Genomic DNA, 22,714 nt, shown 5'->3' with positions numbered 1-22,714 from the left:
CTTAAAAAGGATGACCCCTGTAGAATACAGAGATCACCTTCTTCAAGCCATGTAGGTCTTTTTTAGAAATGTCCTTTACATAGGGTACAGTTTACCTTCGCTATTAGCTCTAATAGTAGGGTAAGGAAAGAGCAAAAAGATCCCCTGAATCCATTAACGGATCAGGGGATCTTTCGTTTGGCATGTTGCAGGTGAGCGTTCTGCAACGTTTGTATGGTGGCGTATGGATACTCGTCATACGTACGTCGACGAGATACACCCCTTTTTAGTATTTTTCTAAGTCTAACGAACCGTAGACACGTTATTGACTCCATTTCACACTTATTTGAGATTTAACGAATCTCAGCATCGTTATTTGTGCTAATTAGAGTTACTTTTGGCGTTTTACCCTCTTATTTCACAGAATAGCGTCGCTGGAGTTCATTAGAATTCTTTAGCCCTGCCAATCAGCTCTATAAGGTGTGTTGGATTCGTTAGCGAGTTTTCTCTATTTACTGTGCATTTTAAACTCTAGGAACAAGTCGTTGTAATGCGAGAGCATTTTTTTACCCAGATTATCGTACACCTCAAGCTTACCTGTCAGCGTTTCATCGGGATAAAAGCGTTCATCCTCAGTGATGTCCTCAGGCAATAGCGCTAATGCAGCGGCATTTGGGGTGGAATACCCCACGTACTCCGCATTACGAGCGGCATGATCTGGATCTAACATGAAATTGATAAACTGATGCGCTCCCTCAATATTTCGCGCTGTGGTAGGAATGACCATGTTATCAAACCATAGATTTGAGCCTTCCTCTGGCACCATATAATCCAGTTTGTCGTTCTCATCCATAATCTCAGACGCATCGCCAGACCAGACGAGCCCAACTGCGGCTTCCTCGTTGGCGAGCAACATTTTGATCTCATCTCCGACGATCGCTCTGACGTTAGGCGTTAACGTAGACAACTTCGCGAGTGCATCTTGCAGGTGATCCTCATTGGTATCATTCAGGGAATAACCCAGGCTGTTCAGCCCCATGCCCATGACTTCACGAGCACCGTCGAGTAAGAGAATCTGATTCTTCAAGCGAGGATCCCACAGATCGTTCCAGCTCTCAAAGGTCAGCCCATCGACCAGTTCCGGGTTAAATACAACACCTACCGTTCCCCAGAAATAAGGAATCGAGAACTTGTTGTCTTCGTCAAACGACAGGTTCATGAACCGTGCGTCAATGTTCTTCAGATTAGGCAGTTTGCTATGATCCAAGGCAACGAGCAGGTTCTCTTCTTTCATTTTGCTAATCGCATACTCGGAAGGAATCGCCACATCGAACGTGGTTCCCCCCTGCTCAATCTTGGTCAGCATCGCTTCATTGGAGTCAAACGTCTGGTAGATGACCTTCATGCCTGACTCTTCCTCAAACTCCGTTAACAAATCAGGATCAATGTAATCGCCCCAGTTGTAGATGGTTAGCGTATTACCGCCAGAGTATCCTTGGCTCTTGTTAAGATAAGAGGTCAGGATCATCAAGGCAAAGGCCGCCACAAAGACAAGTGCAAATGTCCGTACCAATTGCTTCATGGACGTAGCCCCCTTCCAGCAGGTGTCCGTGCCGCGCGGCGATTAATGAAGTAATAGCCTACAACGAGCAGTACCGTCAGCAGGAACAACAGTGTGGACAATGCGTTGATGGACAAGGATACACCTTGGCGTGCCCGTGAATAGATCTCCACGGAGAGCGTAGAGTAGCCGTTTCCTGTGACGAAGAAGGTTACCGCAAAATCATCTAGTGAATAGGTTAGTGCCATGAAAAATCCAGCAAATACGCCTGGCTTCACATACGGCAATACCACACGCGTTAGAATCTGCCACGATCCTGCCCCAAGGTCACGCGCCGCATCCATCAAGGTTGGGCTCATCTCCTGTAGCTTCGGTAGCACCATAATGACGACAATCGGTACGCTGAATGCAATATGAGACAGCAGAACCGATGTAAAGCCTAGCTTAATACCAATCATCGTAAACAGAATCAGGAACGAAGCACCGATAATTACATCGGGACTAACGATCAGTACGTTATTCAGTGATAACAAGGTACTCTTTGTTCGTTTGCGGCGTACATGGTAGATGGCGAGCGCACCCGCCACACCCAGCATTGTAGAAATGGCCGAGGATAACAGCGCAATAACAAAGGTATTCAAAACAATAATCAGCAGGCGTGTATCCGCAAATACTTCCCTATACCACTCCAATGTAAATCCTTCAAAGCTTCGCATATGGCCGCCACTATTAAAGGAATAGAAGATCAGGTACGCGATCGGTGCGTATAGGATGGCAAATACAACAGCCAGATAGACGTTAGACAGTTTTCCGTTTCTTCCCATGACGCACCTCCTTATTCCCTGATCCAGTTAGAAACATAATGAGAGCCATCGCGATAATCAAAAAGACCGCAATGGTCGAGCCCATTCCCCAGTCCTGGGTAACGAGAAAATGTTGCTCAATCGCTGTCCCCAGCGTAATCACCCGGTTCCCCGCAATCAGGCGGGTAATCATGAACAGGGACAATGCTGGGATAAATACAGCCTGGCAGCCCGATTTCACACCGCTAAGTGTCAACGGGAAGATGACCCTACGGAAGGTCAGCCAAGAAGAAGCACCTAGATCCCGCGCTGCATAGATCAGCGATGGATTCATCTCTTCCAATGCATTGAAGATCGGCAAGATCATAAATGGAATGAAAATGTACACCGATACAAAGATAAAACTAAAATCGGTAAACAGGATCTGCTGTGACCCAATGCCGATAACCTCCAGCAAGGAATTGGTTAGACCATACGTGCCGAACAAACCGATGAACGCATAGGCTTTTAACAGCAGGTTAATCCAGCTTGGCAAAATAATGAGCAGCAGCCAGAGCTGCTTATGCTTCGTCCGAGTCAGCAGATACGCCGTCGGATAGGAGATCAAGAGAGAGAACACGGTAATGAGCAGTGCGTACCAGAATGAACTGAGCGTCATCTGCATATAGACCGGCGTGAAGAAGCGGGCATAATTGCCCAGCGTAAAGTTCCCCTCAACGTCGAAGAATGAGTAATAGACAACGAGCAATACCGGGGCTACAACGAACAACACCATCCATAGCACATATGGAATCAGATACGCATTGCGTGCACTCGCCTTAGTCTGCATGAACAGCCTCTTGATACGCTTCTAGTCGTTTATCAAACTCTTCTTCCGTCTCGTTGAAACGCATAACGTGGATCGCTTCCGGATCAAAATATAGACCGATTCGTGCACCTACGTCAGCTTTCTTCGTGGAATGCACTAACCATTCATTGCCAGCATCATCGTAGGTGGAGATCTCGTAATGTACCCCGCGGAATAGCTGGGAGTCTACGTTGACCTTCATTTTCCCTTGCGCCTCCGTCGTAATCTCCAGATCCTCTGGACGGATCACAATCTCAACAGGCTCGTCCCGTTGTAATCCCTGATCCACACATTCATACTCTGCACCAGCAAACTCCACCACAAAATCCTGCTTCATTTTACCGGATACAATGTTAGACTCCCCGATGAAATCTGCGACAAAACGGTTGATCGGCTCATCATAGATGTCATTCGGTGTTCCGCTCTGCTGGATCACACCACCGTTCAGGACAAAGATCTCGTCTGACATCGCGAGTGCTTCTTCCTGATCATGCGTGACAAAAATAAACGTGATCCCCAGCCGTTGCTGCAATTCACGCAGCTCATACTGCATCTCTGTACGAAGCTTCAGATCGAGTGCTGATAACGGCTCGTCCAGCAGCAAGATTTCAGGTTCGTTGACGATTGCACGAGCAATGGCAACACGTTGTCTCTGCCCACCAGACATCTCGCCTATTTCACGGTTTTCATAACCGGATAGGTTGACGAACTTGAGTGCTTCCAATACTTTGCTGCGAATTTCAGTCGTTTTCATTTTTTTGATGCGCAAACCAAAAGCGACGTTCTCAAACACATTCAAATGTGGGAATAATGCATAATCTTGAAATACCGTGTTCACTTGCCGCTGATGGGCAGGCACACTGTTAATTAAGGCACCGTTAAAATAAATACTGCCTTGTGTTGGCGTTGCAAAGCCAGCAATCAGTCGCAAAATGGTTGTTTTACCACAGCCTGACGGCCCTAATAATGTATAAAATTTGCCTCGCTCGATCTCAAAGCTAACTTGCTTCAGTACAGCCTCATCTTGATCGTATTGCTGAGTTACCCGGTCGAACCGGATAATCGGTTGTTGATCTGACATACCATTTCGCCCCCTTAAACTTGAGGTTTATCCTAAAGAACCTTATCCATTATACACAACTTTGATTCAGCCATGTTTCGAATAAGGTTAATGTAACTTATTTTTTTTCGTTTTAAAAGACATTCCATCAAATACTAGATCCAGAACGTCCCTCTTCATCTATAAGTGTCGACATTTCAGATATCTGGCAAACGTGTGAGGGGGTAATAATGTAGCGAATTAAGGCTCTACAAAAAATAAAATATGTCCGTTTGTGAAATTATAGTATTATAATTGATATAAATAGCTGTAACTACTAAATTTTGGATTCGTGCAAAAGGCGGTGTAATGCATGCAAACGAACACCATACAAGCAGAAATACTGCAATACATACAGGATTATAAGCTAACACAGAGTGAGTTCTCGACACGAGCCAATATTAATTCAGGCTCGTTCAGCCGACTCATTAACCATAATAAACCCTTCTCCATGAGCCAGCTTGACGGTATTACAAAAGCTATGGGACTGGAAGAAGACTATTTCTATTCTCGATATGTTGAGGAGTGCATCACAATAACTGCACCGGATTGGCGAAGATTACGCCCCTTCTTAATCCGTTGTGCAGAACTGGGACGCCTGGATTGTACTGAACTGATCCTGAGTAATTTATTAGATAACACGAATTATGGAAGTTTACTATTTGAAGTTGCGGAGGAACTGTTTCATAGTCAGTACAAAGAGGCCGCCAAATTATTGTATGAAAGTGTAAGTGTCATTGAGAAATATCAGCATTCTGAGCGTCTGGCTCTATGCCAATATCGTCTATTCTCCCTCTCACTAAGCGATAATCTTGCACTAAATCTGCGCGCCGCTACACGATTTGAACCCTACGCGAACCGCCTAGAGGAAACTGATCAACTAGAAGCAGTCAAACACTTGGCTCACGTCTATGTTTCACTGCAAGAATGGCATAAGGTTGATACACTTTCCGAAGAAATGTATCGTCTCGCTTCTATTCAATATGAACTATCACTCCGTCCCAAACGCAAAACTGCGGAGTATAAAAAGCCTGTTCGTCCTTTTTATTTCTATATGCTGTATGCGCGTTTACTACAAGGCGCAGCGTATGAGCAATATGAAGATTACGAGAAAGCTATAGAATACGCTAAATTGTACGCAAACGCAGAAGAATGGATAGATGATTCTTCTGAGGAAGCCAAGGTCATTACTATACAATTCAATGATTATTCAACCGCAAACCAACTGTTATACCAATTACTCGCGGGAAATATAAGTATCTTGTCCGATTATGTGGAGTATATTGCATCAAAACCCGACGAGGTTTTCTCTGGACTATGCCAAATCGTTAAAGTTGCCAATAAATTCGATGTGAACATTGACGATATTCTGGAACGTTTTCAAGAGCATATTCCGTATAAAACCTATAACAGTGCATTTGGTGAGTATAATAAACCAATCAAAGCAGAGGAATACGCCTCATTTTTGACCGAATTAGGGAAGTATTATTTACATCATAGACGTTCTCAAGGTATTGATACCTTGCTGGAAGGATTAGAGTTTGCTGAGAATATAAGCAGTGACTCCAATACGATCAAGTGTCTAAAGGTATTTAGTCAACACAGAGATTGGGAAGATGAGGACAAACGAAAGAGGTTTAATCGTATAAATTATTCTTAACTCCAATGCAATGATTACTGAACTCAAGAACAGTACATGGGGCGTCCGCCAGGACGTCTTTTTTATTTTTTGATTTTTCTTCTCTCCTGAGCAGTTGGCACATACAATGTCGTGGATATGTCTATCTATACGTATACATGTCCCTCAGCTTTCTGCTGCATGATCCCTTGATCGAGAGAGGAGTCTTATTGGTGGATATAAGGCGTAACCTCGTTTTGCTTATACTCATTTGTTTTCTCAGTCAGATGGGCGGCTTCATGATCATCCCTCTATTCCCTTTATTCATTGAAGAATTCGGAATGAGCGGATGGATGATGGGCATTATTTTTGCCCTCTTTTATGTCGGGAAAGTACTCGGTGGGATTCCTGCCGCCGCTCTATATCGCAAACTTGGGGGCAAGAAGGCTCTAGTTCTAATGCTTCTGATGCTCGCCGTCTGCATGGCAGGTTTTGCTGTCTCATCTACTGCTCTACTCTTCGGTGTATTGCGGCTACTTCAAGGAGTCGCCTCTACGGGTCTTACGGTCATTGTACGATCCATCATTGGGGATGAAGGCAATGTAAGCAACCGTGGGTTATATAATGGTTACATCAGCAGCAGTGAGGGCGGCGGTATGGTTCTTGGCCCCGTCATTAGTGGCTGGTTAGCATTACACTGGCCTTTATCCGTCCCTTTCTGGCTGGTTACACTCTGCTGTCTTATGGCTATGGGTGCAGCATGGGGCATAAAGGGCAGGAGCACCACAAACCTGGATATACAAGCAACGCAAGATCTGAATACACATAACCCTTCCTCTCCTACTACAGATCCACCCCCTATCCCCACCAATGCTACTGCATTCATAAACCCTGATCTTGATCAAAGTAACCTCCCTGACACAGATAACCCGGCACTATCGCAGAGACAACAATTTATCGGTTATGCCACCGTTCACTTTCTTGAGATGAGTGCTTATGCCGTGTTCCTGACCTACTTCGCTCTGTACGCGGCTCATATTATGCAGTGGAACCCACTTCAGACCAGTCTGGCCTTCACCGTTGCAGGTCTCTCCACACTGGCAGCAGCACCCTTTGCAGGTTATTTGTCCGACCGCATGGGCGATCGCTTATTGTTATGTATGCTCGGAATGCTGATGATCGGTATTGAAGTCATTGTATTTCTAAGCACCTCATCTTATCTATGGGTATATGTGGGCATGTTGATTGGAGGCGTGGGCGGCGCATGTTACATGGATTCTTTCTTTGCGCACGTCGGTGACCATATCCCGGAAAAGAATCGAAGTAACGTGATTGGGAAGATTGTGTCTGCTGCGGAGATCGGCTCCATCGTATCTCCAATCATTGCTGCATTACTCGTCGAGTATAGCTCCCTATATGCCGTATTTGTGTTCAATCTGCTGTTGATTGCCGCTGCCATTGGAGTTCAAGCTGTCATGCGCAGCCGTTATCGTGTGCATTAAAGGTAGTCATTCTATGAATTGTACAAAAAAAACCCGCTCGCACCATATTAATGGGCAAACGGGCACTTCGGGGAATGATTGGATGGTAGCTGCTCTTCCCCAGATGATCTAGCGGGTCTATCCTGGTTGTGTAATGCATTCTCAGAACTAGTAGCCCCAGTTAGATGTATCACTGGATCTTGACGAAAAAAGTTCGGTTTCACAATCTCATTACGGTATGAGCTATGGAAAATATGCGTTGTCGCGGGCGATACTGGCGGTATGAGCCATACCCAATCTCCCGTCAGCTCTCGTCCAGCTTTTTCTTCCCGTTGTTCAAATAAAGCAAACTGTGCGGCCGCTGTGTGGTGATCCACAATGCTTACGCCAGCTTTCTTGAACGAATGTAACACAGCAACATTCAGTTCAACGAGTGCCCGATCTTTCCACAGTGTCGTCTCACTTTTCGTGCTTAGGCCTAGTGCCTTCGCCACTTCAGGTAGCTTGTTGTAACGGAACGTATCTGCCAAGTTACGCGCACCGATCTCCGTTCCCATATACCAACCGTTAAATGGTGCGGCCGGATAGGATATTCCCCCAATCTCCAGCCGCATGTCAGCAATCATCGGTACACCGTACCAACGCATACCAAGCTCAGCGATTTCAGGACGTTCTGGATGCTCAATAGTGACTTCTACGATCTCCTCTTCGGGTATCGGATACCACTCTGGATGTCCATCCTGGGCTTGAATAATGATGGGGAGCACATCATACGCCGTACCAGCTCCCTGCCATCCAAGCTCCATTGCAGCACGAGTTAGCTCCAGAGAAGCGGGGTCACCTACGATACCTTCGGCAGTTTCATACCCAGCATAGCGAATCAGCTGATGATTCCAGATGCGTACAGGTGCTCCTTGTGGTCCAGCTGGAGGAAGAATCGTGATCGTAGGTATAATCTTACCGCCATTGGAAGCCACCCGAATATGATGTAGCACGGCATCGGCAGCTGTTGCGACTGTATCTGCATGACGAGCGTCAATGACACGCAAGCTATCCCAAAATAATCGTCCAATACAGCGATTGCTATTACGCCACGCCATTTTGCACCCTTGTTCCAGTTCTTCTATAGTGTGCGTGTATGTGCCCTTTTCCTCAATTTCATGTTGGACAGCAATAAGCCGGGTCTCCGCGTCTTCACGCGAATAGCCCAGCTCATCGTAACATCTATATATAAAGTATTCTGCTTCTTCCTTCAGTTCTCCTAGGTCTGTCCGCATCGTTCACTCCACCATTCCATCCATCTTGAATGCCCTCATTATACGGTAAGCAAATTCAATTTGTAAGCGAACAGACACTTTGTTCACGGACTCTACACATCGCTGTCAGGCTATAGGATAACCTTGCACCGTTTAGCAGTTTATTGGAGACAAGTTAGGATTTCGCTGTAGAGATTCCTTGTAGGGATCACGACTTCAAATAACCGTTATTTACCCAGAAAAGCATTCAGCATCCATAGCTCTTTGTCCAGTCCAGCCGTGAAACCAATCAGCATGTCTTCGGTTGCTTTATCATCCACTTCACCTGCTGCTTGAATACCCTCATTAATCACATCTACCATAATGCGTAGATCAGCAACAACAGCCTCTACCATACGCTCTGCGTTGAATTGTCCTTGTGCTTCTTCAATAGGAGACAAGCGTAGCTGCTCTGACATTGTCGCAACCGGACGTCCACCAATAGCTAACAAACGCTCTGCTGCTTCATCCATGTGTGCTGTAGCCAAGTTGTACAGTTCTTCGAATTTCGCATGTAATGTGAAGAAGTGTGGCCCTTGAACATACCAGTGGAAATGATGCAATTTCGTGTACAGTACAGACCAGCCTGCGATCTGACGATTAAGTACCTCGTGAAGTTCAGTTGTTTCAGTTACAAATGGGTTGGTTTTAGTTTGCATTGTGCTCATGGAATTAATCCCCTCTCGAATTCATTATTTTAAGTTCATGTGTAGTGAAAATTTGAGTTGCTTACTGTTGTCGTTGCTACTTATTTAATTTAGACTTAATCTAAATCTTGTTTTAATTATAACACCAGCTTGCTCACTTGGCTAGGCTTTCGGCTATGTTATGAAATGAAGATTCTATGAAGGGAACTTCATCTTCTGAGCATATAAAAAACAGCCCCTCGTATGCTATCGATTGGACTGCTGTGTATCATTCAATTCATTTTCCAACCTCATTAGATGGTATCTAAAGATAAGGTGCAATGATATCTATCATTTAATCTCAGACAAAAGAATTCTTGTTATGTCCTCATACGTTTGCGCAACATGATGTGGTTGGTGATCCGATTCAGGCATGGCTTCACGATGATTGAACCAGATCACGCTCCATCCGGCATCTACTGCACCTACGACATCATTACGCCATGAATCTCCAATGTAGTAGCTGTTAGAAGCCGATGTACCTGTTAACTCATTTACATGTTCGAATAGTCGCCGATCTGGTTTGGCATAACCAATGGTGCCCGAGATGAAGATTCGCTCCTCTGGAATCAATCCGAATACATCTAATGCTTCCAGCTTGGTACGTTGGTGTGCTCCAGGTCCGTTTGTGATCAAGCCCACAACATGCCCTTCGGCTGACAGTTTCCGAATCAGATCATACGCTCCTTCAAAAGGTAGTATCCGAAACTGACAGCTTAGATATTGGTGCTGCAATGCTTCTGCTTGTCCTGCCTGTAGTGACACGCCGAACTCTTCCAACGTCAGCTCGAACCGGCGACGACGCATCCGTTCCATAGCTGCCGGCTCCGGTACAGCGGACAATCCCTCCTGTTCCGATAACCAATCGCTATAGTAGCGGAAGCGATGATATGTCTCGCTGTACGGAAAATCGTCCGGCAGTCCAAGAATATCCTGAAGCGCCCCGCGTAATGGTTGTAGATGATCATATAACGTATCATCCACATCGAAAAATACTGCCTTCTTAGCATTAGGATTAGATGTCATTATTAAGACTCCTTCTCTTGTCTCTCTATAATTAAAGATAAATATATGGAAGAATATTCCTTCTATAATAAGGTTACAGAACAGCGAACGAATTCATTAACATATTAGAATAATGTGGGAATACGCCCTGCTGAATGTTATAATTAAATTTTATGAATACCTTAGATAACGACTTCCAGGAATCCTACAAAGGAGGTATACTCATGAAATTTTTCTCATACCCTACTGAATATAAGCGCATCGTGTACCATCTAATTCTAAACTGCAGTCTTCTGCTATTTGCCACTGTAGTGATGGTCTATGCTTTTTATCAATTTCCTTCTGCTTCAACATTCAACTATGTACTCATTGCCATACCAATGATGGGTAGTGCCGTAAGATCAGTATACTATGCCATAAAGCTCAGGAAAATGAGAACCGCTCAGAGTTCTACATCCGAATTATAGATATCATCTTATCATACATGGACGTCAAAAAAGGTAAGTACACTGTATTCTCTCTACCATGCACTTACCTTTTTGTATATTCCTCAGAACCCAGTTACTAAGCTTCAAATGAATTTCATATTCGATGCTGATTCACTGGTTTTTTTATATTTAGAAACGGATTTTCGAACAATCCCTATTGCACGATCAGTGGTACAACCTTACCTGCGTTCACATCAATCAGCCCGTGATCCGTAATTTTGAGCGCTGGGCTCACGGCAAGGGAATGGGTGCTAATTGACATAATCGGATTATAATGCACATAACCGAGCGATAACATTGCAGCCCGTAATTCCTTCACTTGATGGGATACAACAGCCAGCGGTTCCTCGGTCAGAATGCCACCCACCGGAAGCTCCAGATGACTGAGCACTTTGCCATCCTCAACGACGCAGAATCCCCCTTGGCTCGAAATCACCTTGTTAGCTGCGATAATCATATCTTGACGGTTACGTCCAACGACGAGAAGGTTGTGATTATCGTGGGAGTACGTTGTCGCGATGGCACCGCGTTTAATCGTATCTCCACCAATCAGACCATGTGCATGATTACCGTTCACCCCATAACGCTCAAAGGTGGCAATCTGTCCATATTCACTCTCTTCCCACAAGAGCTCATCTCCCGCTACCTGTATCTGCGCAATATGTTCCTCGACAAAGGTTGAGCCGTCCTTCACCATCATCACCCGGCATGGGTACGAAGATTCACCATCATGGTCTTCATTCGCCTTCGGTGTGTCTTCTGCCTGAACAGCATCTAGAACACTATCCGTACCTGCTTCTGATCCACTAACTTTGGGATCGGATAAACGAATCGCAAAGTCCTCTTCACCAAGCTGATTCAATTTTACACTTTGGTAGAAATGAGCCGGGAACTGCCCACTTGTTCGCTCTTGCTTATACGATTCGTAATCATCGTAAGCCTTACGACCTTTTTTGTAGACCTGGTCAATATGCACCTTTTCAAGATCGGACACTAACACGTAATCTGCTACTTTACCTGGTGCAATAATGCCACGATCCGTCATTTTCATCCGAGCTGCAGGAGTAAATGTGGCTGCGTAGATTGCGTCTTCTGGACGCATACCCATCCGAATCGCTTTTCGCACAAGATGATCCAAGTGCCCTTTCTCCACCAGACTGTCCGGCATCACATCATCTGTTACAAAACAGAAATGCTCCTTCACATCATGCTGAATCAGATACTCCATCACTTCTGGTGTCATGGATTTCTCTTGGATTTCAATAAACATCCCCGCAGCAATACGAGCCTGTAATCCCTCAATACTCTGATGTGTATGATCCGAATCAACCCCAGCATAAATGAGTCGGTGTAGATCCAGACCTAGTAGCTTCGGTGTATGCCCCTCAATAACAAGCTCGGGGTAGTTCTTCCGAATGTGGCGAAGAATCTGATTGGTTTTGCAGTCCGGGTCGCGAATGACATCCACATAGTTCATAATCTCACCCAGACAGATGATCTCTCCCGTTGCCAATAATGTATCCATATCTTCGATCTCGATGGAACCACCTGTTGTTTCCATTGGAGTCGCCGGCACAGAGCTTGGAATCGCATAGAACATGTCCACCAGCGTCTCCCGACTTGCCGCCATCATCTCCTGTACACCCTCCAGACCGAACACATTAGCCATCTCATGTGGTTCAGGCACAATGGAAGTCACCCCAGAGCGGATCAGTCCGTGTGAAAATGTAGCTGGCGTTACCATCGTACTCTCAATGTGCAGATGAATATCAATCAATCCTGGAATCATATAACGCCCTCGTGCATCGATGACTTCATCCGCGTTAATGAGCTCCGATCCACCTGAACCGATATATAGGAATCGACCGTCCAATACAGCGACGTTATTTTGTTCGAATCTTTTATAATAACTGTTATACACATTTACATTCACAATTAGTTGATCTGCACGCATCGGCATAATCTCCTTCTTCACAGGCATTTCAGCGTGATCCGGATGAGCAGTCCACCTGCAACGTGCTGCACTGCACGACTAGCTACAGTTCCGCACCTACGGTACACCTTGCCCCAACCGGATTCACTGCACAACATGCCTTCTTTGCTGCTCTACTTCCTGTTGCTGTCGATTACATTCAATGACTACTCCACCAGCACAAGTTTATCCTGTGGGAAAATAAGACTTACTCGCTGTCCGCTAAGATAAGGCGTCTCCATCTCTTGGTTGGCTGTGAAGTCGCCAAGTTCCGTCTCAATGACATACTGGTAACTACGACCGAGATACGTACTCACCTTCACGATGCCTGGCAATGCATTTGCAAGATCCGCGGATGTTTCTCCACTCACGATCAGATCATCCGGGCGGATCGCGCCTTTACGAGCACCGGCACGAGCCGTACCCGGATGTGCAGTAGCATTAAACGTACGGCCTCCGGCATGCAGTGTAATCATATCCCCTGCATCCGTGCGATCTGCAAACTCAATAAAGTTATGGAATCCGATAAAGCGTGCTACAAACTCCGTTGCCGGATATTTAAAAATCGTCTCTGGGCGGTCGAGCTGCTCAACCACGCCTTTGTTCATGATCGCTACCTGATCGGAAATCGAGAAACACTCTTCCTGATCATGAGACACATAGAGCGTAGTGATGCCAAGCTCCTGCTGAATCCGGCGAATCTCGACCCGCATGTTGAGCCGCAGGTTAGCATCCAGATTACTAAGGGGTTCATCAAATAGAAGCAGATCCGGTTCAATCACCAGTGCGCGGGCAATCGCCACACGTTGACGCTGTCCACCGGACAGTTCTGTCGGGAAGCGTTTCTCGAATCCAATCAAGTTAACCACTTCAAGGATGCGCATCACACGTGAGGAGATATCCTTGTCCTTCACCTTGCGCATCCGCAGGCCGAAGGCCACATTGTCATAGACAGACAGATGCGGGAACAGCGCATAACTCTGAAATACAAATCCGAAGTTCCGCTTGTTCACCGGAACCTTCGTATAATCCTTGCCGCCGAACATAAACTTCCCCTGTGATGCTTCCAGGAATCCGGCGATGAGGCGCAGCGTAGTTGTTTTGCCGCAACCGCTCGGTCCGAGCAGGGAGAGCAGCTTACCTTTTTCCAGCTCCAACTGAAAATCCTTCAGGATTGTCTGCTTATCGTATGCCACGGATACGTGGTCTAGTGTCAGCAATGCCATAGCGTTCTGCGCCTCCTATTAACGTTTAGTAAAGTATGAAAATCCGCCCATGATCCGTTCGATCACGAAAATTAAGAGTCCTGTCAGTACCATCAGCAGCACGGAAATGGCTGCAATCGTTGGGTCAAAATAATTCTCCACGTACGTCAGCATCTGAATCGGCAATGTACTCACACCCGGTCCAGTCATGAACACGGAAATATCCACGTTGTTGAACGACTCCAGGAAGGCAATCAGCACCGCCGCGAGAATACCGGAGCGAATGTTAGGCAGCACCACCTGAAAGAACGTTCTTAGACGTCCCGCACCCAGACTCAGTGCCGCTTCCTCCACTGCAAAATCAAAGCTCGACAGACTTGAAGCAATAACACGAATGATAAACGGAAGCATAATAATCGTGTGTCCAATCAGCAATCCCAGGTACATGGGAAGATGATAGATTACGATGAGATATTTCATTAACGTAAAACCAAGCACGATGCCCGGAATCAATACCGGCGATAGGAAGACCGCATTTAATACCGACTTGCCTTTGAAGTCGTAACGACTGAGTGCATACGCAGCAGGAATCCCTAGCACCAGTGCCAGCAAGTTCCCTAGAAGAGAGATCATGATGGACGTCTGGAATGTGCGGAGGAAACCGCCTGTGTTAAAAATATTTTCGTACCAGCGGAAGGAGAATCCCTCCGGTGGGAATTTGAGTACCGTTCCCGGTTCAAACGAAGTGACCGATATGATCAGAAGCGGGCCCAGCAGAAAGATAAAGACCAGCAGACTGAACAGGCCCAGCCCGATATGTTTCTCCCGCATATGTCTACCCCTTCGGATTTAAAGTTTTGGCCATTTTGTTCATGACACCGACCACGACAAATGTAATCACAATCATAATCGCGGCAACAACTGAGGCCAGATACCAGTCGTTGAGAGTCATGGCGTTTTGATACAGGAACGTGGCAATTACCCGCTGTTTGCCTCCAAGGAGGGCAGGCGTTGTATATGCCGTCAGACTGCCGACAAATACAAGCACGGCTCCGATGACAAGCCCTGGCACAGCCAGTGGGAAGACAACTCGGCGGAACGCAGTGAAGCGGGATGCACCTAAGCTTTGAGCTGCTTTGAGTAGGTCACCATCAATGTTCTCCAGTACGCCGACCAAGGAAATAATCATGAGCGGCAAGAACAGATGTGTCAGACCAATCATCATCGCTGCCGGCGTGTACAAAATATCCAGCGGCTTGTCCACGATCCCCAGACCAACGAGTGCGTTGTTGATCAGCCCTTTACGTCCAAGGATAATCATCCAGCTGAACGAGCGCACAACCGGGCTCGTCAAGAGTGGGAATATCGCTAGTGCCAGCAAAATGCCTTTGCGGCGCGGCGCTTTCCGTGAAATATAATAAGCTGTCGGAAATCCGAGCACCACGCAGACAATCGTGGTGACCACACTGACCTGCAGGGTGGTAAGCAATATTTTCAAAAAGTAAGGGTCTCTGAAAAAATGCATGTATCCTTCAAACGTGAAGGAGTTTTCCTGAAAAAAGGTCGACCCGATCGTCAGGACAATCGGAATGATCATGAATGCCGCCAAAAATATGAATCCCGGCAGCAATAGCCAGTAGATTACTGATTTTTTCATCGTTCTACTCCTGACTTTTAAAATGGTTATATTCCCACGTTTCATTGGTGTACATTTCGTAAATAACGTTCTACGTTTGTCGCACCAGTCGTTCCGGATACGAATCGTTCTTCCGATCGCTGTTATCCCCAGATTTATTTTGATGTTTTGTTAAAGGGTATAATCCGGGGATAGCGTATGCTTCCGAAGTAGCTTTCTGACAGAAAGCTTTTAGGCGAGGGCTTCGCTTCTTCAGAATCGATTTCGTCTCCTCCACAAGGCGGGAATCAAGTTAAGAACTTATTTTAATATTGAACTTAACTTTCCTCATTGGATAAAAATATTTACGAGTTCAAAAAATCCGGTTTTCAGTACCGAGAAGATGGGATGAAGATAGAAATGAAGTAGCGGAGCGTAGGCAAACCTACGTGAGCAACTACATTGTTTCCAAAGGAAACAACCTTCGTAAGCATCTACCTATTTCGGCTGAATCCCATATCGGGCGCCGAGATGCCGACAGGCATCCTTCGTAATCAAAAGCGGATTTTTTGAACAACCTCTATATTTACGAATTTAATGCGTTGATAAACAGTTCTAGGAAACTTTCCGCATCTACCGTTTCGCAGACGAGGGTATTGGGCTGCTCACCCAAACGGTTTTGGAAATCACACACCATCTGACCGTCGCACAAACGGCTTGCGGTTTCGACATCCACGTAATACGACTTGCGTCCAACCAGTTCCGGAGCGAGTGCTACGCCAACAGCCAGTGGATCATGCAGCGCACATGCTCGTACACCATTCATTTCTTCGTACCGTTTAATATAAATCGCTGTACTCTGTGCTACATAATCGCGCAGCACGGGATCAGTTAACCGTGCAATAGCTTCTTCATTCAGCAACGTCTGGCGTGTAACATCCAATCCGACTTGTGTGAGCTTCTCGATTCCTGCCTGCACGACGATGCGTGCAGCCTCAGGATCGGCGTACGTATTGTACTCTGCTACTGGTGTCACGTTGCCGTGACCCCGCACAACGCCACCCATGAAGATGACTTCCTTCAATAAAGAAGGTAGCTCCGGACATTTAATAAGCGCTAGTGCCAAATTCGTAAGTGGTGCCGTCATAATCAGAGTGAGTTCACCAGGATGTAATTTAGCCTGCTCCACGATAAAGTCTGGGCCGAATCCTGGGTCTGCCTGCTTGGACACGGCCGGATCAGGCAGCGCACCGCCCAATCCGTCTTGACCATGCACGCGATGTTCATAATGAGACTTCCGGGTCAGCGGACCCGCAGCTCCAGCAATCACCGGAATGGCAGGCGCACCTGCCAGCTCTAATATTTTGCACGTATTCTCCGTTGCCTGCTCTAGCGATACATTACCGCAAACGGTCGTAATACCGAGAATGTCTAGCTTCCGACTTTTGACAGCCAGTAGAATCGCCAGCGCATCATCAATGCCTGTATCTACATCCAAGATGATGGGATTAGAAGCTTTACTCATCTACACTCCACTCCTTTGCTGTGGTATATAGTTGCTTGTACGTTTAGCTTATTTATTACAATTATTGAGCAATCTCACGGTTCCAACGATCTGTCCAGCCTTTAGCTTGTTGGTTAACAAACTCCATATCCAGCTTGTTCAGCTTCTCAACTACATCGGCTCCGTAAGTCACACCTTCTGCTTCTTCAGCATTCAGTTCTACTTTTGTGTTTACTGGAGAATCCACTTTAGCTTTAGCTGATTTCGCTTGAACGTCCTGACTGAGCTGCCAGTTGATGAATTCTTCTGCAAGTTCTTTGTTTTTGCTGCCTTTAACTACGTTGATTGTATTCATAACGGCATAAGCACCCTCGCTAGGCGTTACGAACTTTGCATTAGGCACAGCTGCTTTCAAATCTTTGAAGTACATCTCCATGATCGGTCCGCCTGCAATCTCTTCTTGGGAGAACATGTTCACATACTCCGAAGTTTGCGTGTAGAATTTCACGACATTCCCGCTAAGCTCTTTCAGCTTCGTAAATGCAGCATCTTCATTAAACGTATCATTGCCTGCAACACGGGAGGCTGCATCCAATACCATTGGGCCAGCGGTTGCTGTAATGTTCGGAATCGTCAGGTTATTTTCAAAAGCGGGATCCCACAGATCGCTCCAAGAAGTAACTTCTCTGGCAACCATGTCTGGGTTATACGCAATCCCCAATTGTCCAACGGTGTACGCAGGGCCGTAATCTTCACCAAGTGGAGCTTGGGCAATTTCATAAATATCATTGATGTTCGGAATTTTGGAGCGGTCAATTTTCTCAAACAGGCCTTCGTCAATTCCTTGCTGTGCATAGTAGTCAGACAGATAGATCACATCTACGCTGGATGTACCCTGACGGATTTTGTTCAAGCGTTCTGCGTTATTGCCGACTTCGAGCACGATATCCACATTATGCTCTTTTTCAAATGGGCCAAATACTTCTTGGTTGAAGAAGTCTTCCGAGAAACCCCATGTGGAGATAACGAGTTTCGTTGGTGCTGTTCCCCCCGTACCTGATCCACCTGCTGCATCATCCGTGCTGCTGCCACAACCTGCAAGTAATACCGAAGTCATCGCTACTGTCGCCAAACCACTAATCCATTTTTTCATCATGATCTTAATCCCCCTGATATGTGTGATTTATAACGCAATTTATGAAGTTGAATTAGTTTGATAACACATTTAACGAAGAAATCAGAAAGGACCTGAAGAAGCAAAGCGTTCGTATTTATCACCAGATTCCGCCTCCAGCAAGAGTATTCATAGGAATCGGGGGATAACGACGATCGAAAGGTTTTCTGTTTTCGGAGCATTTGTGTTATGAATGGCTAATTCAACTAAAAAAACAAAAAGAAAAGCATTCTTGTGTGAACAAGAACACTTTTCTTCGTAAACAAAGGAAAGCGACACCCGTAGCCGGTACATCATCGGTTTCTGCTCCAGAATCAATCCAAAGACAGACGCCATCGTATGAAATTGTCAGAATCCATATGAATCTCAGACGCAATAATTGTATGCATCAACAGGGATATCCCGGTAATCCATCTATGCTTGCTCCAAAATCACATTGGTAATGGCCCATTGCGTGGACGCATCATAATCCCTTAAAACAGCTTCAATTGGCAAACCCATGTGTTGCTCTAACTTCTCCCTGAATTTCTTCTTATATAAGACAGACATGCGGAAGTCCACTTCCAGCTTCAAGCCGGGGGCCTCCCCTTCCAGGGCGTCAGAACGCGGCGAACGTCGGTGCTTCGCGAAGAAGGTAACAATATTCTGATCTACGGTTACTCTCAGGAGAGTTGTCCCGAAGCCGAATAGTTCCTTCGAAATTTCATTATAGTATTGGCACATCTTCTTCTTGCTCTCATTACTGTCCAGCAGTTCCATGAACTCACCTACATCATTTACTACCGTACATTAAACGTATTAACACGTCTGATTATACATAAATGTTCTGTATTGAGCAACCCAAAAGATGAACTTCACCTACAAATATCTCATAAAAGCGAACATTACATGAATTGAAACGTATTTATATCTGTACTTAACGTGACTTAACAAAGGATTGAAGTGGTAAAAGTATGCCCGCATACTACGTATTCTATCCATTACATTCGCTACAGAAAAGAACCATTATACTTACGACGGACATAAACAGAGTCAGAGCTAAATATGATCATAAATACAAACTTCATTTTCATAAATCCCTTGTAGAATTCAATGGAAGTCATGGACAAACTTCCACATTAACCCTTAAAATAAGACAAAATGTCTAAATAAATGAAATGGAGGCTTATATCATGAAATGCCCAGTATGTAATCATGAAAATGGAAATGCTAGCTTTTGCGAGAGGTGCGGATCGAACCTAACCGAGGTTGCTTCGACTTCTTCCCCTGCTGGCACTTCACCAGATCACGAATCTGCTGCTGCATCGGAGTCCGAATATACGCGTTGGTCCAGTAAACAAGACTCTCCTAATCATGCACCTCAGGATTCCAGCTCGAACACATCAACACCCATGCCAATTCGGCAACCGCAAGAACAAGCGCAGACTACCGAAAATCAGGCGTCCGGTGATCCACAGAACAATCAATGGAACAACATGATGCAAAATGAGAAAGTTCAGCAAGCCAAAGAAGTAAGCAAACAATATGCATCTTATTTCCTTAGCGTTCTTGTTCGTCCTTACCAAGCGATGAAGAGCGTTGGTGAACAGCATTCATTCAATGGATGGTTGACTATGGCTTTAATCGCAGTTTTATCCTCTACATACTTCTTAATTGCCTTTAGCTCTATGGAAATTCCCGGCATATTCGTAAGTGGGTTCATCAGACCTCTCTTGCTTACAGCCATCATGCTAATTATTGCAGTAGCCTTAATGTATATCATTTTGAAAGTAGAGAAGCTTACGTTCCGTCCCAAAATACTCGTAGCCCAGTACGGCGCATTATTGGTTCCTGCAGTGGCTGCACTCGTTCTGGCGAACGTGTTCACGATCATTTCCTTCTCCTTCTCACTGTATTTTGTCGCGATTGCTTATATCATTGTCATTGTAGGCATGAATGCGGTTGTGTTCCAATATCCATTGAATCGTTCCAAAGCTGCAATCGACAGCATCTATACGGTGCTCATTGCGAACATCGTGCTAGTCTATGTCGTATATCGTTTGCTCTTGGAGACATTGCTTAGCATCCTGAGCCTGTTCTACTCATCGTTTTGGCGTATGTAGTCGTCAACTCGAAGTAATTGATCATCAATATGACATTCCGAAAGGTTCTCTTGCTTAGGCAACGAGAGCCTTTTTGTTATAAGCTATAGAGCAACTATACTGTGGAACAGGACATAGGATGAACTTGAAACTTGAATTCACTTTGAAAAACATGTCATGTATCTCGCACAAAGATTGCACGATTCATATGCTTACACTATAATGTGTAGTGTAAATTAGATATGGTTTTATTTACGTATTGGACAGCTAAGGAGGATGCCCATCCACCTTTCGTTCTCACATCTAATCTGCGATACTTCCTTGTGTAATGGATCGGAAATAGCATGTGTAACGCCATTAACACTACATATTGTAGTGTTAATGGCTAATGATTTTATTTTAACGAAGAAAGAAGAGGATATTTATGGATCCACATATGGATCACATGCAGATGAATCACGAGGCGGGTACATCCTACCTGTGGCTCATCATCGGCGCAGTCATTCTGTTGTTGTCTATCGTCGCCTACGTCTGGGCTTCACGCACGCAAGGCTCCATCGTCGCCCATATGAAGAAGGCTGAGCGAGCCATTGTGAAAAAGAAAAGTCGAACCATTCGGATCACAGCGCACGCTATGCTCGGAGTATCCATCGTGGTAATCGCTCTCTTCTTCATGCAGGGCGCATTCAACAAATACAATATTGCTGATCTGAACGCCAATGCCACCATTGATGTGACGGATGACCCTTATTATGGGGCTAGCCATACGGAAGACCCAATTAACTATGAGATGACCATTCCGACCTCTGGGCCTCATAATCCACATGATATCAAGTTTGGTTTCTATACCAACTTCCCTGGTTATCCTTATCTGGTGCACAATCTAGAGCATGGGGATATCATTATTTATTATCGTGAAAATGCGAGCGACGAGCTCAAAGAGCATCTGAAGTACCTGACCAAGTTTCGTGAAGCAGGGGCAGGAATTCTTGCCGTTCCTAACAAGGACATTCCCGAAGGCAGCGAGGTCATTGTGACCGCCTGGACGAAGACAATGAAACTTGCCACGTTTGATGATGCGAAGGTAGGTGCTTTTATCCAAAAATATATCAATCAAGGACCAGAAAAGATCCCAGCCTCGATTCGCCAAGGCGGAGGAACGATGTAGATGTGTATCCGGTAAGTTTCACTTGGTACGCCACTTGGTGGTTCACTTAGACATCACTTAGAAGCCGGTGCCTGAATGCAAATAAGCCGCTTCGCAGAGATAGGAATGTTCTCCTCTCAGTGAAGCGGCTTATTACGTCTAGATCAAGTCTAGCCTATCGGCTGACTGGATTAATAACGCTGCGGAGCAGCTTTTTTACCCAGATCCGTCATATATGTGAAGAATGCTTCTGGATCCGTATCGTACACCAATTGTACGGGACGTCCATCTGCCTGCTCTACAGTACGACCTTGGCTGGGTCCGTCTGGGATCACGATACAGTTCACCGTTTTCTTCTTCACGATATCCTCGCGACCTACGGAAGCTGTTGTCAGTACATCCCACAGATAATACGTGGAGTTCGTCTCACTGTACACCAGTGGAGGACAACCTGCATAACAGTTACCCAAGAAGTCCACACCCTCGAAGCGACGCTCTGCTGCCCAGCGGTTACGAACTGCTGGAGTGAGAGGCACTTTGTTCGTGCTTTCGAGTGCAACTAGATCAATCTGAATACCGCTTTCCCACACACGATATGCTGCTTCTGGATCCCAGAATACGTTCCATTCTGCTGTACCGTCATGTTCTGGCTCTTCGACGTTACCCTTTTCAAACGTACCGCCCATCCACACCAGCTTGTCGATTTTCTCTTCGATATCTGGTGCTTCATCCAGCGCACGTGCAAGATCAGTTAACGGCCCAGTGAACAGAAGCAATGTTTTGCCTTCTGTATTGCGAACCTTCTCAATCAAGTGCTTATGTGCAGGAAGGGCGGACAATGGAGCTTCCATTTTGCCCGACTCGTTCAATACTGGAAGTGCATCTACATAGAAGGAGTGCAATCTCCATGCTGCCGGGAATGGGTTTTTCCCTCTTGAATTCGACTTGGACACTTCTACGGAATATGTTCCAAAACGATCGATGATTTTGCGGCTGGCGTCCGTTGCCGGCTCCAGATATCCATCTGCCGGAATAACAGATACCCCGGTCACATTCACATTGTCCATCTGCAGAAGCATGAACAGCGATACGAGGTCATCCACACCGCCGTCATGGTTAAAATACACATTAAGTTGATTCGTCATGCTAGCTTT

19 protein-coding genes are annotated in these 22,714 nt (G+C 45.7%); 4 read left to right on the top strand and 15 right to left on the bottom strand.

The annotated features are described in order from the left end of the window. Positions 1-487: 487 nt before the first annotated feature. From J2T19_RS26085 to J2T19_RS26070, 4 genes are read right to left on the bottom strand one after another with little or no spacing between them, the layout of a single operon-like run. Complete coding sequence (locus tag J2T19_RS26085) at positions 488-1,561, bottom strand: ABC transporter substrate-binding protein (protein ID WP_307221166.1); 1,074 nt, start codon at positions 1,559-1,561, stop codon at positions 488-490. Beyond that, the gene (locus J2T19_RS26080; protein ID WP_307221162.1) at positions 1,558-2,364 is read right to left on the bottom strand and encodes an ABC transporter permease; all 807 of its coding nucleotides are present in this window, start codon (positions 2,362-2,364) and stop codon (positions 1,558-1,560) included. Before J2T19_RS26080 ends, J2T19_RS26085 begins: the two co-directional genes overlap by 4 nt. Further along, the gene (locus tag J2T19_RS26075) at positions 2,339-3,172 is read right to left on the bottom strand and encodes an ABC transporter permease (RefSeq protein WP_128103914.1); all 834 of its coding nucleotides are present in this window, start codon (positions 3,170-3,172) and stop codon (positions 2,339-2,341) included. The genes J2T19_RS26080 and J2T19_RS26075 overlap by 26 nt, the downstream gene beginning before the upstream one ends. Next, on the bottom strand, positions 3,162-4,271 hold the full coding sequence (locus tag J2T19_RS26070) for an ABC transporter ATP-binding protein (RefSeq protein ID WP_307221157.1): 1,110 nt from the start codon (positions 4,269-4,271) through the stop codon (positions 3,162-3,164). The genes J2T19_RS26075 and J2T19_RS26070 overlap by 11 nt, the downstream gene beginning before the upstream one ends. Before the next feature lie 331 nt (positions 4,272-4,602). On the opposite strand from J2T19_RS26070, the gene J2T19_RS26065 reads away from it, so the two are divergent. Both J2T19_RS26065 and J2T19_RS26060 read left to right on the top strand, forming a co-directional pair. Beyond that, the gene (locus J2T19_RS26065; RefSeq protein WP_307221154.1) at positions 4,603-5,949 is read left to right on the top strand and encodes a transcriptional regulator; all 1,347 of its coding nucleotides are present in this window, start codon (positions 4,603-4,605) and stop codon (positions 5,947-5,949) included. Between the two features lie 191 nt (positions 5,950-6,140). Further along, positions 6,141-7,409, top strand: coding sequence for an MFS transporter (locus J2T19_RS26060; protein WP_307221151.1), 1,269 nt, complete (start codon positions 6,141-6,143; stop codon positions 7,407-7,409). Between the two features lie 47 nt (positions 7,410-7,456). Here the strand turns inward: J2T19_RS26060 and J2T19_RS26055 are convergent, their stop codons facing one another. The 10 genes from J2T19_RS26055 to J2T19_RS26010 form a co-directional block, all read right to left on the bottom strand. Next, positions 7,457-8,665 (bottom strand): nitric oxide synthase oxygenase, encoded by a 1,209-nt coding sequence (locus J2T19_RS26055; protein ID WP_307221149.1) that lies wholly within the window; start codon positions 8,663-8,665, stop codon positions 7,457-7,459. A 206-nt stretch (positions 8,666-8,871) separates the two neighbouring features. Next, a complete protein-coding gene (locus J2T19_RS26050) occupies positions 8,872-9,351 on the bottom strand; it encodes a Dps family protein (protein WP_307221146.1) in 480 nt (159 codons plus the stop codon). Positions 9,352-9,660: 309 nt separating this feature from the next. Then, a complete protein-coding gene (locus J2T19_RS26045; protein ID WP_307221143.1) occupies positions 9,661-10,395 on the bottom strand; it encodes an HAD family hydrolase in 735 nt (244 codons plus the stop codon). A 621-nt stretch (positions 10,396-11,016) separates the two neighbouring features. After that, positions 11,017-12,816 carry an adenine deaminase C-terminal domain-containing protein gene (locus J2T19_RS26040; RefSeq protein WP_307221141.1) on the bottom strand — a complete coding sequence of 600 codons (1,800 nt, stop codon included), beginning with the start codon at positions 12,814-12,816 and terminating at the stop codon, positions 11,017-11,019. 185 nt (positions 12,817-13,001) lie between these two features. Next, on the bottom strand, positions 13,002-14,060 hold the full coding sequence (locus J2T19_RS26035) for an ABC transporter ATP-binding protein (RefSeq protein WP_307221139.1): 1,059 nt from the start codon (positions 14,058-14,060) through the stop codon (positions 13,002-13,004). An 18-nt stretch (positions 14,061-14,078) separates the two neighbouring features. Then, entirely contained in the window at positions 14,079-14,870 is a 792-nt protein-coding gene (locus tag J2T19_RS26030) for an ABC transporter permease (RefSeq protein WP_307221137.1), read from the bottom strand. A gap of 4 nt (positions 14,871-14,874) precedes the next feature. Next, positions 14,875-15,696, bottom strand: a complete 822-nt coding sequence (locus J2T19_RS26025) for an ABC transporter permease (protein WP_056701902.1) — start codon at positions 15,694-15,696, stop codon at positions 14,875-14,877. Positions 15,697-16,240: 544 nt separating this feature from the next. Further along, on the bottom strand, positions 16,241-17,179 hold the full coding sequence (locus J2T19_RS26020) for a nucleoside hydrolase (protein ID WP_307221134.1): 939 nt from the start codon (positions 17,177-17,179) through the stop codon (positions 16,241-16,243). A 61-nt stretch (positions 17,180-17,240) separates the two neighbouring features. Continuing rightward, complete coding sequence (locus tag J2T19_RS26015; RefSeq protein WP_307221180.1) at positions 17,241-18,311, bottom strand: ABC transporter substrate-binding protein; 1,071 nt, start codon at positions 18,309-18,311, stop codon at positions 17,241-17,243. Between the two features lie 435 nt (positions 18,312-18,746). After that, the gene (locus tag J2T19_RS26010; RefSeq protein WP_056701897.1) at positions 18,747-19,091 is read right to left on the bottom strand and encodes a Na-translocating system protein MpsC family protein; all 345 of its coding nucleotides are present in this window, start codon (positions 19,089-19,091) and stop codon (positions 18,747-18,749) included. A gap of 413 nt (positions 19,092-19,504) precedes the next feature. Here J2T19_RS26010 and J2T19_RS26005 point away from each other — a divergent pair, with 413 nt between their 5' ends. Both J2T19_RS26005 and J2T19_RS26000 read left to right on the top strand, forming a co-directional pair. Next, the gene (locus J2T19_RS26005; RefSeq protein WP_307221131.1) at positions 19,505-20,434 is read left to right on the top strand and encodes an MFS transporter; all 930 of its coding nucleotides are present in this window, start codon (positions 19,505-19,507) and stop codon (positions 20,432-20,434) included. A 403-nt stretch (positions 20,435-20,837) separates the two neighbouring features. Further along, positions 20,838-21,581: a DUF3105 domain-containing protein gene (locus J2T19_RS26000; RefSeq protein ID WP_307221129.1), complete on the top strand. Its 744-nt coding sequence runs from the start codon at positions 20,838-20,840 to the stop codon at positions 21,579-21,581. A gap of 170 nt (positions 21,582-21,751) precedes the next feature. Here J2T19_RS26000 and J2T19_RS25995 read toward each other — a convergent pair whose 3' ends face one another. Next, complete coding sequence (locus J2T19_RS25995; RefSeq protein WP_307221126.1) at positions 21,752-22,705, bottom strand: nucleoside hydrolase; 954 nt, start codon at positions 22,703-22,705, stop codon at positions 21,752-21,754. Positions 22,706-22,714: the final 9 nt, after the last annotated feature.

Origin of the sequence: Paenibacillus tundrae (genome assembly GCF_030812775.1) — a bacterium.
Taxonomy (GTDB): domain Bacteria; phylum Bacillota; class Bacilli; order Paenibacillales; family Paenibacillaceae; genus Paenibacillus; species Paenibacillus tundrae_A.
This window is presented reverse-complemented; position numbering and strand designations above follow the sequence as displayed.